Genomic DNA, 13,824 nt, shown 5'->3' on the forward strand with positions numbered 1-13,824 from the left:
CTTTTAGCGCACAAACCTTGAGGTGAACCCGTCCTCAACCCGATGCTGCGCCGTTCAGTCCGCCGCGTCGGTGATCCATGCGATTCCGTCCAAGGGGGCCAGAGCGCGGATCATTCGCTCGCGGTCCGCGCTCGCCGGCGTCAGCCAGCGCGACGCGGCCGCGCCAATCCGATCGTGTTCGAGCGCGATCGTAGCGGCGAGCAGGCCCCAGACCCTATCGAAGACAAGGGCCAAGCGGTCGATCTCGAACCCGACCATCGCGCCGACGCCAGGGTCGAGCGCGCTGATCAAGCCGATGACCTCGGCGCGTCGCACGCGAGGATGGGGATGATCGCGCCCGCCCAGGAAGGCGGCGGCTTTCAGTTGGGCAAGGTCGCTCGCCTGCTCCCGGGCGAAGAGCTCGGGGCTGACGATCTGGGTCAGCATGCGGTGGACGGTGTCGAGCGCCAGCAAGAAGGCGCCCGCGCCCGTCACGTTGCCCGGCAGGCTGTTGGTTCGCGATCCGTAGACGGCCACGCGGATCATCGCGTAGGCGTCGGCGTCGGACTCCTCGCGCTGGTGACGATAGGTCTGTCGCAGCCGCTCGGGGTCGAGGGTCAACCCGGCGCGAAGGCAAGCCTCCGCGAGGGCGGCGGCCATGCGCTCGGCGTCGCGCTCAACCGACTCGTGGTTGACCGCTGTGGGGTTGCCGCAGCCGACTTCCAGGTGCAGCGCCTCATGCCAGAGCACGAACGCGATGAACGATTGGAAAAGCGTGTCGGCATAACGCTCGACCAGGCTGGATCCGGCCAGCCGCGGGGAGGGGAAGTCGACCTCGCCCTGGGTGATGTAGTCGATGAAGAGCTGGGCGATGTCGAAACACGGGCCCTCGTCGGCCGCGACGAAGGCCTCGACCTGCTGTTTGGTGCGCACGAGGATTGCGCCGTCGCGCTCGAAGAACAACAAAGGCGTGACGAGGGCGCAAAGCCGGCGGGCCAGCCGGACGAGGCCTTCCTCCACAACGATGGCGCCGCGGTCGCCGAGCGGCACGGCCATGGCGTTGAAGTCGCCGGTCGGGGCGGTGGCCAGGATCACGTCCCGCACGTAGTCCGACTGGAACGGCAGGTGCACGGCGGTGTAGCGCCAGACCAATTGCAGCCAGGCCTGCAGGGCTGGGTCCTGCAACGGCGTGGCGGGGGTGATCGAGAACATTTCCTCGAGGCTGCCGACCAGCCCGTGATCGAGGGTGACGGACGGATCCAGTCCCCAGTCGAAGTCGAGATAGCCAGGCGCCGCATCGGCGAGGCGCCTGTAGGCCTGCCGGCGTTGTTCGAAGCGCTCGGCCAAGGCGCCTTCGTCGACGCCGATCCGCGCCCAGGCCCGGGCCTGGAGCCGGGCCACGATCTCGCGAAGGTCCAGAGGCGCGGCCTGAGCGCCGATCGGCACGGCTCAGAGCTCCGCGTAGGTCGGCCGGGGCGCGTCTCTATAGACAGCCAGCGCCTCGTGGAAGCGCGGGTGCACGCCGGCGTGGCCCAGGCGCACGAGAGCGGGGAAGGCGTTCATGAACAGCTTGTCGAACATCAGGTCGATGGCGTTGGCGAACGTCGCCGCCGGCCCCTCATAGTCACCCTTGGCGAACCAGAAAAACAAGGCCGCCGCCCGGATCCCCGGCGCGGGATGGGCGTCCTGCTCGCTGCGCCAGGCGGCGACCTCGGCGTGGACGCGGGCCCAATCTGTGCCGTGAGCGACAGTGTAGAGCGTCCGTTCGATCAGTTCGAAACTCTTGAAGGCCAGATAGGCGCCCCAGAACCCCGTCAGCGCGTCGCCGCGTTCATCCAGGGCCGCGTCGCATGCGATCTGCAACCCGAAAGCATCAGCTTCCATCTCTTGGGCCTGGGCGCGTTCCAGCGCAGTGAGCTCGCCCATATCGGCGATGGCGTCGGGAACGGCGCCGACGAGATGGCCTTGTGCGTGATGGGCGAACTCATGGGCCATGACGAAGGTCTCGAAGCCGCCGCAGAGGACAAGCGCCAGCTCCAGGACCGGCCGGGTGACCACCCATGGCGGCAGGGTGCGCACCCAGCCCTGGCCGATATAGTTGTCGAGAACGGCGGCGAACCACTGCGCCGCCTTTGGCGCCAAGGAGACCGGATCGGCCGCGCGTTCGAAGTCGAGATCGGCGTGATCCTCGGTGGCGCTGGCGGGCGTTATCAGGACGGTCGCCACCACCTTGCTCATCATGTAGGCGAACGACCGGATCTCGTCGTCGAACAGGATCGCGATCTCGCCTTGGTCGGCGCGGATGGCGCGTGCGTTGATCTGGCCCGTCGGCAGGGTGGCCAGCAAAGGGGGCTTGCCAAGCGTGCGGCCGCGGGAGCGGTTGAGGGCGTCGACACGGCCCCACAGGCGCCGCAGGCCCTCATAGGCCCACGGATCCTGTAAGGTCAGCGGCGATCGCGGCGGCGGCCCGGCCGCCGTGTCGTTGAACTGCCCGAGGAGATGTTGGGCGTCCGAGGGCAGCTCGACCCCGACGCGACCGTAGGCTTGCGCCAGGTCGTCCAGAAAGCCGGCCGTGCTGTCGACGTCCAGCTGGCGCATCAGCCAGGGCGCGTCGACATAGGCCGCCCGCTGCAGATCGTGGACGAGCGCGGCCAGGGAAGGGGCCTGGGCCCGGCGGCCGCGCAGGTTGATGACATTGCGCTCGCTTGAGCTTTCACCCATCACCTGCTCTCCGCCGATGGTCATGGCCAAGGTCATCACGCAAAAGGCGTGGCGCCTAGGGTTTACGGGCAAAGGCGGTCCGCAGTCGCGAACCGCCCTGCAGAGCTCACAAGGTCGGCTGGAACACCCGGCCGCTCAGTTCGCGCCAGGCGCCCAGGCGCCGCAGATCGCGGATCCAGAAGACGCGCTGGACCCACCGGATCGGCGCGCCGTCGGCCGTATAGCTCGGCTCGAAGGCGCCGCGTCCGTGACCCGCCACGCGGTTGTTGATCAGCAGCAGCATACCCGGCTGCAGGATCACCTCGCCGGCCACACTGTCCAGGGCGGCGTGGAAGCGGGTCAGGACGGCTCCGGCTTCCGCGTCCAGAGGCAGGGTCATGTCGCCGTAGAAGGCGAAGGCGAAGCTGAGATCCTCGTCCTCGCCCGCGACGATCGCGCAGACCTGGCGGCGGGTCTCGCCTTCACCCAACCAACGCTTGGGCAAGGAGATCGAGTACCGAGCCTGGCGCAGAACGGCCTGGTCCTCGGGCGATAGGCGCTCGAAGGCGGCGCGCGCATCGGCCACGCGGGTGGCCGGCGCGCCGCTGGGATCGGCGACGAGACCGATCAGCGCCAGGCCGTCGGCGCAAGGGTCGCCGGAGCAGCGACGCGCGGCCGCGGTCTCGATGTGGAGATCGAGCGGCTCGCGCGACCCCAAGCCGGTAAGGGCCGACCGATCCCGACGGCGCGGGCTGAGGTTGTTGATCAGGCCCCGTCCTTCGGGCGCGACGCCGTAGGGGGCGCCGACATGTCCCGCCGCGCCCAGCAGCAGGCCTTCACTGAGCCGGCTGGGCTTGCAGACCATTTCCTGATCGGTGTCCTCGGGGCCGTGGGTCAGGGTCGGATCGAACGGCAGGTTGGTGACAAGGACAGCCGCCGCGCCGCGGCCATCGGCCATGGCGGTCGTCGCGGCCAGCAGGGCCGGGGGCGCGAGGCGACGCCAGCGGTCCACGGCGTCGGACACGGCGGCGTCGACGGCGCTGATGGCGGTCGGCAACTGGAAATCAGCGAAGCCGTCCGCGAGGCGGATATGGGTCTGAGCGTCGAGGGCGTAGGTTTGGATGGAATGTTGGATGGACATGGTCGTCTCCAGTTCAAGGAAAGCGACCGCCTCAATAGGATCACGACAGGGAGCGTGGTCACGCCGATTCCCGAACCTGGTTCGGGAGCCCGGCCACGCGCGCGCGAGAAACAGGGGGACCGGTTGGGCGTGATCATCGAGGCCATGCGCGAGAAGCTCGGGCTCCTGAGCCATCTTCGCGGCGTCACCGCCGAGGCGTTGGCCGAACGCCTCGATCGCAGCAAGCAGACGGTCTCAGGCTGGGCGAACGGCACGAGGACCTCAGCGCCGGGCGAGACGCCCGAGGCGATGCTTCAGCCTCTGGCTGAGGCGCTGGCCGACATTGTCGACGCCCTGACGATCGACCAGGCCAGGGACCTTTGGCATGGTCCGCTCGACGCCTTCGAGCGGGCGATCCGCGATGCGGCGGATCCGCGCCTGGCCGACGTCCTGGCCAATGCGCCGCGCCGCAAGATGCTGACCTTCCGCAAGCTTGCCTCAGGCCAACGGCATTTGGTGCGATTCCGGCGCCAGGAGCCGGACTGGCCAGGATTGCGCGCCTCCGTCGGCGACTTTTTCGAACTGGACATCGACGGCCCCTTCGGCGGCTGGTTTATCCTCCTCATCAGCAGCCCCGTCGGACTGCATCTTGCCGAACCGATCGCGGGGCAGGGCGGGCGACTGGACAGCCGTGGTTTTGGCCGCGTGCCGGGCCCGGCCGGCAGCGCCGATTTCGGGCCGCCGGCCGGCCTGCATGAGTTCATTCTTCTCGCTGGAGAGGGGCCCGCCAGTTTCACGGTGGGGGACCGAAGCGACGAAGACGAGACGCCATTGGGTCAGTTCGAACAGGACCAGCTGGCGCGTGAACTCGTCACGCTGGCCCGCGGCCGCCCGTGGTCGAAGGATGCGATCCAGGTGATGGTCGAAGATTAGAGCCGCAAGGCCATGTCCCGGGCTGACCCGGACGCCACGCTTTTTCGCGGACATTTCCGTGTGCGTGCGGCCCCGACTCAGGGCGTCTTGGGCGCGGGTCGGAGCGGCAGGCGGCGATGGGCGAGAGACGATCGGTCAAGGACCAAAACAATGCGTTCGCCAACGCCGCGGTCATCGCGATCGAGAGCGTAGCCCATCCCTTGACGACGACCGAGTTCGGCATCGACCAGGAGGTTTTGACCTTCAACACAAAGGCAGGCACGGTCACGCGCCGCGTCCCTGGGCCTAAAAGTCCGGCGCCGATCAGTCCTCAGTTCAAGTTGGTGTTCGTGTCAGTGCTGGTGATCACCGGCGTGACCGGCCTTTTCTTCCTCGCTTCGTCGATGATGTTGGGAGCCCATCCGACGCCGCTTCAGAGCGCGGCCCTGGAATGGTCGAAGACCATCGCCCAGATGGGCGTGGGCGCGATCTTCGGGCTGCTCGGCGGCAAGGTCACTAAGTAGCCCATGGGCGCTGTCACCGCGCCGTAGGCCAGCCTGACGGTCCCCTGTCGCCAGCGGCTATGATCGCCGTCCGCGTGCGCCACAACCCAAACATGGTCCGCGTCCGCGTTCGGCGCCACAACCTTGGCCTTGCGGTGCGATCGCGCGGGGCGTGACCGAAATAGCCTTCAAGCTTGGCATTGCAAGCGCCACGCCGACGATCCACCTTCGGGGCAGGGGAGGGCCTGATGACGTCGCCGAAGAGACCTTGCTGCCTTGACGTCCAGGCGTGGCGGACGCCAACGCGTGCAGAGCACTTGGCCTATGTCGGCAAGCTCAAGGACAAGACCTCATCGGAGAGCGCAGCGGGCGCCAAGGGCGATGCGCTCAGCGTCCGGCATCACCTGAGCACGCTGGACATGTATTGCTATCTCATGGCGCGCTTCGGAGCGCCCAACGGCATCCAAAGCTTCCTGCGCCGCGACGACAGCGACAATCTGGTCCACTGGGACTTCAACCTGAAGGCCGGCGCGGCGGACGTCTACATCATAGCCACCTCGCGCGAGGTTCATTTCATGATCGCCGAGCCCATGGCCGACGCCGACTGGAAGGCCCTTATCCTCGCGCTGAAAGCGGATTTCGCCCGGGTCGGCCCGGAGAAGAAGACCATCCTGGACGGTCTTGAGAAGTGGTCTCTGTTTCCCAACAAATACGTGGCCATCGCCGGGCTATGCGCCGACCATCACGCCGTCATCACCGACGTCCTGGCCGGCGGTGACCCGTTTGAATTCGACGGCCGATCCGCCGTCGCAGCGCATCGGCCTGAAGACGATGAACCGGGCAAGACCCGCATGGTCGAGTCTCCCGACGCGGCGCTGTATGGCGCCTGTTTACAGCTGGCGCTCCTGACCCCGATCATGGCCGAGGCCTTCATCAACATGGTGATCCTGGTGCTGTGCCGTCCGGAGGTTCGGACCGACAAGCGCCGCTACGACGCGTTCATCCGCGAGCAGATCGACCTCAAGATCGCGGACCTCTCCTACAAATGCCGGGGTTTCGCCACAGCCGTCGACATGAAGTCCGACGTCGCCAAGGCCTTCAAGCGCGTCATGGACAAGCGCAACAATTCCATTCACGGCAACATCGATCCGGTCCGCGAAGGCATCGAAACCGTGTACTTCGACGGCAAGCGCCCGCTCTATCCCGAAGGCGGCGACCACATAGGCAAGTTCAAGGCCTCGCTGGCCAAACACTACCGGCCGCTGGACGCCGTGGCGGACTACGAGGCCACCCACATGATGCTTGTGGAGATCATCGAGGCGCTGGAGCCGAACCTTCAACAGCAGCTCTGGACGATCCTGGGCGATGCCTATCCGGGTTACGACGAACGTCGTCAAAAGGTCGGCAAGCTGTTTCCCGACCACTATGTCGGCGGCTACCTGCAGGGAATGCGCTATGACGACGACCTCGAGGTCGAATGGTGACGGGCCCGGCCTGACGTGACGCTCGACGGTATCCTGACGGTTCTGGGCCTGCTGGCGGCGATCTACGCGGTCATGTCGCCCGTGCAGCGCCTTCAGGCGCGCCTCGGCATGGCGGCGCAGCTGAGCTTGGCCACGCTCGCGTTCGGCGCAGCAATCTACTTGGAGTTCTTCGATTGGGCGGGACGGCCCTGCTGGCTGTCGGCCGATCTCTGTCGCCTGATCACGTTCCACGAGAACGGCATCAAGCCCAACCAGGTCGCGTTCCTCGTGCTGGTGGCTTGGATGCTGGGCGCCTTCGTTCTGCATCGCGTCTCGCGCCCTGGAACGGACGCGCTGCCGACGTTGCAGCGTCTGGTCGAGAAACTGCTCTACGAGCGACGGGAGGCCGAACTTGTCGACGCCATCGCGCCGTCCCTGCCGATGATCGGCCAGGTCGCTCGGCGGCGCCTGCGTCGGCAAAAGCTCGCCGACCAGTTCTGGATCTGGCGCAACCGCCACACGCCGCGGGGGCAAATGCGCGCGATGCTCACCGGTCAGCCGGACTTGCCCGACACCGGCTGGTCAGCATGGCGGCGAGCCCTTCCCCTGGTCGGCTGGGCTGGTGTCTGGGCGCCGTCGATGAAATGGGCCGAGACAATCGGGCGCGACCTGACCCAGACGTTCTACACTTCGCCGGCGCTCCTGGACTTCACCGTGGCGCTGCGGCCCTATTTCGGGCTCGCGCTCTTGGAAATGGACGGTGTTCGGGTTGGCGACTACGCCGACCGGTTCCTGGGACGTCTGATCGCCACGCCGTCGAGCATCCTCTATGCGGAACTTGAGGAGAGCCAGGTTCTGACGGGCGTTCCTCAACGCTACCAAATCTCCGAGCGCGCGCGCCTGCTTCGCTACCTCTTCGACGATGTGACCCGCGCTCAACGGCTCGGCGCCTGGACCCCTGTCGGCAACCACGTCCTGGCGCTGCTTCAGCCGGAGACCGACCCGGTCTATCGGCTTGCCCTCAATCGTCCGGCCAACCGCTTCGAGGCCGACAGCTTGAAGGACCCTACCTGGGCGGCGCTTTCGTTTTTCGACATGATGGTGACCGAGGCGGTCTTCCAGGACGTCGCCGACACCATGTGGCTGGCCTACTGGCCCGACATCGTCAAAGGCCTCGTCCAGGCCCACGATCAGTCGGCCGCGGAAGCCCGCCTCGATGAAGAGTTTTCGACCTTCGGCGCGCGGCTGCTCTACGAGATCTTCGAGACCTATGTGAAGTGGATCCGCCTGGCGCCGAGTCGGCCGGAGGGCTCGACGCACCACTACCTCGACGCTGCCCAGCTAGAAGAACCGACCAATAGCGTACCGCAGGCGGCGCTGCGCTGCATGGCCATCAGTCTCAAGCACGTCGTCGACAGCCTCTTCCTCGACGCCGAGATCAAACAAAGCATCGTCGGCTACCTTGTGAGGCGGATCGGCGATCTCGGTTGGGGTGCGGGCGACCAGTATCTGAAGGACAATTTCGTCCAGGCCCTGGTTACGGGCGCCAGCCTGTCCAAGGCCGGCGGTTCGGCCTATCGGGCCGCGCTCCTTGACGTCGTCGCCGGTCTCGACCCGGAGGAACGGTATCGTGCCACCGTGGTAGTCGAAGCCCTGCGCGAACGCCAAGCAGGCGGATAGGCGAGAGGCGCCACGCGCTGGGTGACGTCGTTCGCCGAATCCATCCACAGTTATCCACACCTCGCTTTAGAGCGCCGTGAGGTCGTCGATGACTAGTGCCGCGCGTGCCGTCGTTTTCGAACCGGATCCCGTATCCACGCCCACGATCAACGCGGCTCCCCACAACATGGAAGCCGAGCAGGCGCTGCTCGGGATCCTGCTCTACGACAACGCCGCCTACGAACGGCTGACCGACAGCCTGCAGGGGCGCTGCTTCTACGAGCCCTTCCACCAGCGCCTGTTCCAGGCGGTCGAGACCCATGTCCGCAAGGGCCAGCTGGCCGAGCCGATCCTGCTGGCCGACGAGTTCAAGGCCGATCCGGCGTTCCAGGAGCTGGGCGGCCTGCGCTACATGGCCGACCTGGTCGACCGCGCCCCGCCGGCGGCCAATGCCGGCGACTATGCCCGGGTGATCTTCGACCTGTCGTTGCGCCGCGAGTTGATCCGCATCGGCGGCGACATCGCCACGGCGGCCCAAGGCGGCAACGAGGAAAAGCGCACCGCCCGCGACCAGATCGAGGCGGCCGAACAGCAGCTCTACAGCCTGGCCGAAAGCGGCGCGGCCTCGTCCGGCTTCGTGTCGTTCGGCGACGCCCTGCGCGGCGCGGTCGAGATGACCGCCGAGGCCTACAGCCGCGACGGCGGCATGTCGGGCGTCTCGACCGATCTGATGGACCTGGACCAGAAGATCGGCGGCCTGCACCCCTCCGACTTGATCGTCCTGGCCGGTCGTCCCTCGATGGGCAAGACGGCGCTGGCGACCAACATCGCCTTCAACATCGCCAAGAAGTACGCCTACGAGATCCAGCCTGACGGCACCAAGAAGACCGTCCAGGGCGGGGTGGTGGCCTTCTACTCGCTGGAAATGAGCGCCGAGCAGCTGGCCCTGCGTATGCTGGCCGACGCCTCCGGCGTGTCGGGCGACAAGCTCCGCAAGGGCGAGATCGACGCTTCGGAGTTCGGCCGGGTCCGCGACGCGGCCATGGAGCTGCAGGAAGCGCCCCTCTTCATCGACGCCACCGGCGGCATCTCGATCGCCAAGCTGACCGCCCGCGCCCGTCGCCTGAAGCGCCAGGTGGGCCTTGATCTGGTCGTGGTCGACTACCTCCAGCTGGTCACCGGCTCCGACCTCGGCTCGAATGCCAATCGGGTCGCCGAGGTCAGCCAGATCACCATGGGCCTCAAGGCACTCGCCAAGGAGTTGGCCTGTCCGGTCATCGCCCTGTCGCAGTTGTCGCGAGAAGTCGAAAAGCGACCAGACAAACGACCCCAGCTCTCCGATCTTCGGGAGTCGGGCTCGATCGAGCAGGACGCTGACATGGTCTGGTTCGTTTATCGGGAGAGCTACTACGTCGGTCGCGCCGAACCGCGCGAGGGCACACCCGAACACCTGACCTGGCGCGACGAGATGGACCGCCTACAAGGCCTGGCCGAGGTGATCATCGCCAAGCAGCGTCACGGCCCTATCGGCACCGTGCGTCTGTCGTTCGATAGTGACACCACCCGCTTCGGCAACCTTGCCCGTGACCACCACTTCGCCCAGGGCCGACAGGGGCATGACGACTAGGCCTAGCGCTTCGGCCGGAACGAGCGCGCCTCGTTCGCGTCGGGGAGCCTTTCAGCGCCCGCGTCCCGCAGAAGATTGACCAACCTGCTGAGTCCGCCTCAACGTCGTTGCGAACATGGAGCCACCGATGGCCGACGCGTCAGATTTCCTGCCGACCAGCTTCACCCCCGTCGAGGAAGAGGTATTCGGGAAGGCCTACTGCAAGACGTGCGACCGCAAGCACTTTGACGATGCTCGCGCCTGGGCCCACCAGCATGTACGTGAGACTGGCCACGCTGTGGAGCTTCATTTCGGCTACGACGTCCGCGACGAGCACTGGATGGCCAGGCTGCCCTATGAACGCCTGGCCGAGCTGGAGAAGCTGGTCGCCGATCCGCAGTCGGCGCGCGCGCTAGCCAGCAAACTTCTGAAGGGGGACGACGAGGGCTAGACCATCGCCCTGGCCGCTTCCCCGAAATTCCGCCGCCGAAGCGCCTACCAGTCCCGACGCTCGGCGGACTGGTCTTCCCGGACCGCGTTGGCCTCATAATAGGCGGCCACGCGCTCCAAAACTCTGCCCATGCGGGGAAAACGGTGACCCACCTTTCTCGCCTCGTCACGGTAGCGTTGGACCAGAACCCGCTCCTGGGCGCCGTGGCGGCTCTTCTACGCCGCTCTCTGGATCAGGTCGTAAGACAAGCTTCAGAAGGCGCATGAAGAAGTCAGGCTCCGTCGCCATGGCCTTCTTGAGGCGACAGCGCGGTCTGTCGGACCAATTGGTCGACGGAGATGGCTTGGCCCTCTTGGAACCTGTGCCCCGCGAGCCCGATCGCAGGCAACGCCCGGCCCGACGCCACAATTTTCAGACAGCAATCGCCCGCGCGCCCAAAAACCACTTGCATGGTTTACGAGCGAAAGGCCAAGCTTAAACCCTGCCGAGTAGTGAGTGCGAGTTTGTCAGTCACGGGCCCGCGGGCCTAGCAATCGGTGAACAATGCCCGGACCTTTGCTGCAGGCCCACGTCGACTACCTTGCCGACTTACTGGCGACTGACCGTTTAGTTTTGTTCGTTGGCGCGGGCATCTCCCGCCAAGCGATCCCCAAGAAGAACATCGACCCCACCGACCAGATGCCGCTCTGGAAGGATCTGGCGGAGAAAGTCGCCCGTGAAACCGGCGAGGACATGTCTGCGTATAATGGCAACATCCTGGACCTGTTCGACGCCATCAAGGCGAACCAGTCGCGGATGACACTCGAGGAGGCCGTGCGCCGCGCCATCCCCGAAAACGACTTTGATCCGTCACCAGCGCATCTCGAGCTCGCAAAGCTTCCCTGGCATACCGTTTACACGACCAATTACGACAACCTTCTATCCCGGGTGTTGGGCGAGAAGACAGTTGTAGACACCGATCAGAAGTATGAGTGGATGGCGCGGGAAGACGGGAGTCGCCCACGCCTTATCCACCTCCACGGAACATTGGACAATCTTGGAACGCTGACCGGCTCTGACTACTCTCTTTGGCCGGAGAAGAACCCGCTCGGCTATGCGAACCTAAAGAACGTCGCGCTGAACAAGACCATCCTCTTCGCCGGCTATTCATTCTCCGATCCACACCTGATGTCAGGCCTCCTGCCTTGGATCCGGACAGCGATGACCGGCCGAGGAAAGCGCCACTATGCGTGGATGTGGCGGATCAATGCCGAACAGCGGACGTTGCTCGACAAGCGCGACGAAATCACAGCCCTTCCGATCGAAAACGACGAGGACTGGGTCAGAGCCTTCGCCCAGCTCGGCGAGGCGCTGAAACGGCGCCAGGCCATTTCGCCACCTCGGCGGAAGGAAGCGCCTCGCCCGAACGGCGCACCGACGCCCTCGTTCGATCGCGCGATCGTCAACGGCTACAAGCTCTATTTCCACCGCACTCGTCGCCAGATGACAGTGAAGCGCCTCAGCCAGCTGACAGGGATCGACGCACGCGAAATCAACAATCTCGAACAAGTGAAAACAAAGGTCTCCGCATCGGCGAAGTGCTTTGGGTCAATACAGCGGGAAAATCTTGCTCGGCTTGAACACGCGCTGGAATGTATTGGGGAACTCGAATTTGGCCGTCCCGACGATTTTCTTGCGACCTACATTTTATACTACACGGTGAACCGGGGCGTAGTGAAGGCCTCCAGTACGACGAAGCCGCTGGACTTCAAGCCCCAAACCAAGGCGGTCGTTTTCGACTTTGGAGGCACCCTTGCCCTCTCCAGCAGCGAGCTTAGCACTTGGGAGCGCATCTGGGCTTCGGTGGGCTATCAGATAGAGGATGCCGCCGAGCTGCACCGTCAGTTTCTTGCAAAAAAGATCACTCACCAAGAGTGGTGCAATCTGACCTGCACAAAGCTACGCGAGCGAAATTTCGGCCGCAAAGAAATGAAGTCGATTATCGGCGATATATATCCTGTCGCCGGACTTCCTGAAACAATCAAGACTCTGCACGACGCCGGCATCGCCCTATATGTCGTATCAGGCTCCATTAAGGAGATCATCTCCAACGTCATTGGAGACGCAACCTATAAGCTGTTCAGCGAGGTCAAGGCCAATGAGTTCATTTACGACGACACGGGCGTCATAAAGGAAATTCGTGGCCATCAGTTCGACTTCGAGGGCAAGGCGCATTTCATCACCAGGGTGATCGAGGAGCAGCGGTGCGCACCGCTGGAAGTCCTGTTCGTGGGCAATTCCCTAAACGATAGCTGGGCAAGCCGGTCAGGCGCGCGGACACTGTGCGTGAATCCCAGCAATGTCGATCACAGCAACACGCTTATCTGGACGGACTATATCAAAAAGATGGTCGACCTGTCGGAGATCATGCGGTTCGTGAACGGCAAGGCCGCGTAGCGTAATTCAAGAACCGACGGCCGACCCGAGCGTATTGCCCCTCGAAGGCCAGTACGTATTATTTCCGATAATGTTTATTAGACGCAAAATACGTGTAGTCGCCATTTAGTAATGTCACCGGCGTGCCTGTTAGAAATGGCACCCTCCCGCATTTTGCGAGGGAGGCCCTCCAAAGTGGCGTTGCACTTCATGAGCGACAAGGAGCTTAGCCGAGTCGAGATCCTGCGCGATCTGACGGCCGGACGGCTGACGGTTTCGGCGGCCAGCGAGCTGATGGGCCTGGAGCGCCGCCAGGTGCTGCGGTTGTCGAAGGCCTGCCAGGAGCAAGGCGCGACGGCCCTCATCTCCAAGAAGCGCGGCCGGGCCAGCAACCGGCAGACGCCCACGGCGATCAAGGGCCAGGCCCTGGAGCTGATCAAGGCGCGCTACACGGATTTCGGTCCGACGCTGGCCGCCGAGAAGCTGCGCGAGGTCCACGGCATCGTCGTCGGCCGCGAGACGCTGCGGCTGTGGATGCTCGACGCCGGCCTCTGGGCGGATCGCGTGAAGCGCCGCGGCCAGGTTTACCAGCCGCGCTATCGGCGCGAGTGCGTCGGCGAGCTGGTCCAAGTCGACGGCTCTGAGCACTGGTGGTTCGAGGATCTCCACCACCAACATCCCGATCTCGACCGCCCGGTTGAACCAAGCCGCCGTGCCTAAACCATCGGAATGAGGGGTCCCTTTTAGGCCCCTATCACCCCGCTAAGGGGGTCCTTCTTCCACGCCGCTGCACAATTGAAACGATCTAACTCCATCTAGAAAGCGACCCTGCCAGGTTGACATGTCAATTGTCGACGATCAACCTGCGACAAAGTGGCAGTTCTCTCCAGCGAAGATTCGGAGGGGCGGTCAGGTCAATAGTCGCCTTGCACGCATTGGCTGCTGCGCAGCCAATATTGTCCTTCAGCCTAATCAAAAATTGCAACCGCATCTTCGTTCGCTAAAATATATTCACA

At 64.7% G+C, this 13,824-nt stretch carries 11 protein-coding genes; 8 read left to right on the forward strand and 3 right to left on the reverse strand.

The annotated features are described in order from the left end of the window. Positions 1-54: 54 nt before the first annotated feature. The 3 genes from CSW60_RS21950 to CSW60_RS21960 form a co-directional block, all read right to left on the reverse strand. A complete protein-coding gene (locus tag CSW60_RS21950) occupies positions 55-1,425 on the reverse strand; it encodes a hypothetical protein (RefSeq protein ID WP_099539225.1) in 1,371 nt (456 codons plus the stop codon). A 3-nt stretch (positions 1,426-1,428) separates the two neighbouring features. Next, entirely contained in the window at positions 1,429-2,724 is a 1,296-nt protein-coding gene (locus CSW60_RS21955) for a hypothetical protein (RefSeq protein ID WP_143324241.1), read from the reverse strand. A gap of 82 nt (positions 2,725-2,806) precedes the next feature. Next, a complete protein-coding gene (locus CSW60_RS21960; protein WP_161495670.1) occupies positions 2,807-3,820 on the reverse strand; it encodes a TauD/TfdA family dioxygenase in 1,014 nt (337 codons plus the stop codon). Between the two features lie 123 nt (positions 3,821-3,943). Here CSW60_RS21960 and CSW60_RS21965 point away from each other — a divergent pair, with 123 nt between their 5' ends. From CSW60_RS21965 to CSW60_RS22000, 8 genes are all read left to right on the forward strand, one after another. Next, the gene (locus CSW60_RS21965) at positions 3,944-4,732 is read left to right on the forward strand and encodes a helix-turn-helix transcriptional regulator (protein ID WP_143324242.1); all 789 of its coding nucleotides are present in this window, start codon (positions 3,944-3,946) and stop codon (positions 4,730-4,732) included. 200 nt (positions 4,733-4,932) lie between these two features. Next, a complete protein-coding gene (locus tag CSW60_RS21970) occupies positions 4,933-5,235 on the forward strand; it encodes a hypothetical protein (protein ID WP_143324243.1) in 303 nt (100 codons plus the stop codon). A 227-nt stretch (positions 5,236-5,462) separates the two neighbouring features. After that, positions 5,463-6,698 (forward strand): hypothetical protein, encoded by a 1,236-nt coding sequence (locus tag CSW60_RS21975; protein WP_143324244.1) that lies wholly within the window; start codon positions 5,463-5,465, stop codon positions 6,696-6,698. A gap of 15 nt (positions 6,699-6,713) precedes the next feature. Then, positions 6,714-8,357, forward strand: a complete 1,644-nt coding sequence (locus CSW60_RS21980) for a hypothetical protein (protein WP_099539231.1) — start codon at positions 6,714-6,716, stop codon at positions 8,355-8,357. A gap of 88 nt (positions 8,358-8,445) precedes the next feature. Next, positions 8,446-9,963: a replicative DNA helicase gene (locus tag CSW60_RS21985; protein WP_099539232.1), complete on the forward strand. Its 1,518-nt coding sequence runs from the start codon at positions 8,446-8,448 to the stop codon at positions 9,961-9,963. Between the two features lie 127 nt (positions 9,964-10,090). Beyond that, a complete protein-coding gene (locus tag CSW60_RS21990; RefSeq protein WP_099539233.1) occupies positions 10,091-10,393 on the forward strand; it encodes a hypothetical protein in 303 nt (100 codons plus the stop codon). A gap of 555 nt (positions 10,394-10,948) precedes the next feature. Beyond that, a complete protein-coding gene (locus tag CSW60_RS21995; RefSeq protein WP_161495671.1) occupies positions 10,949-12,829 on the forward strand; it encodes an SIR2 family protein in 1,881 nt (626 codons plus the stop codon). 189 nt (positions 12,830-13,018) lie between these two features. Continuing rightward, positions 13,019-13,528, forward strand: a complete 510-nt coding sequence (locus tag CSW60_RS22000; RefSeq protein ID WP_236634342.1) for a helix-turn-helix domain-containing protein — start codon at positions 13,019-13,021, stop codon at positions 13,526-13,528. Positions 13,529-13,824 lie beyond the last annotated feature (296 nt).

Origin of the sequence: Caulobacter sp. X (assembly GCF_002742635.1) — a bacterium.
Lineage (GTDB): Bacteria > Pseudomonadota > Alphaproteobacteria > Caulobacterales > Caulobacteraceae > Caulobacter.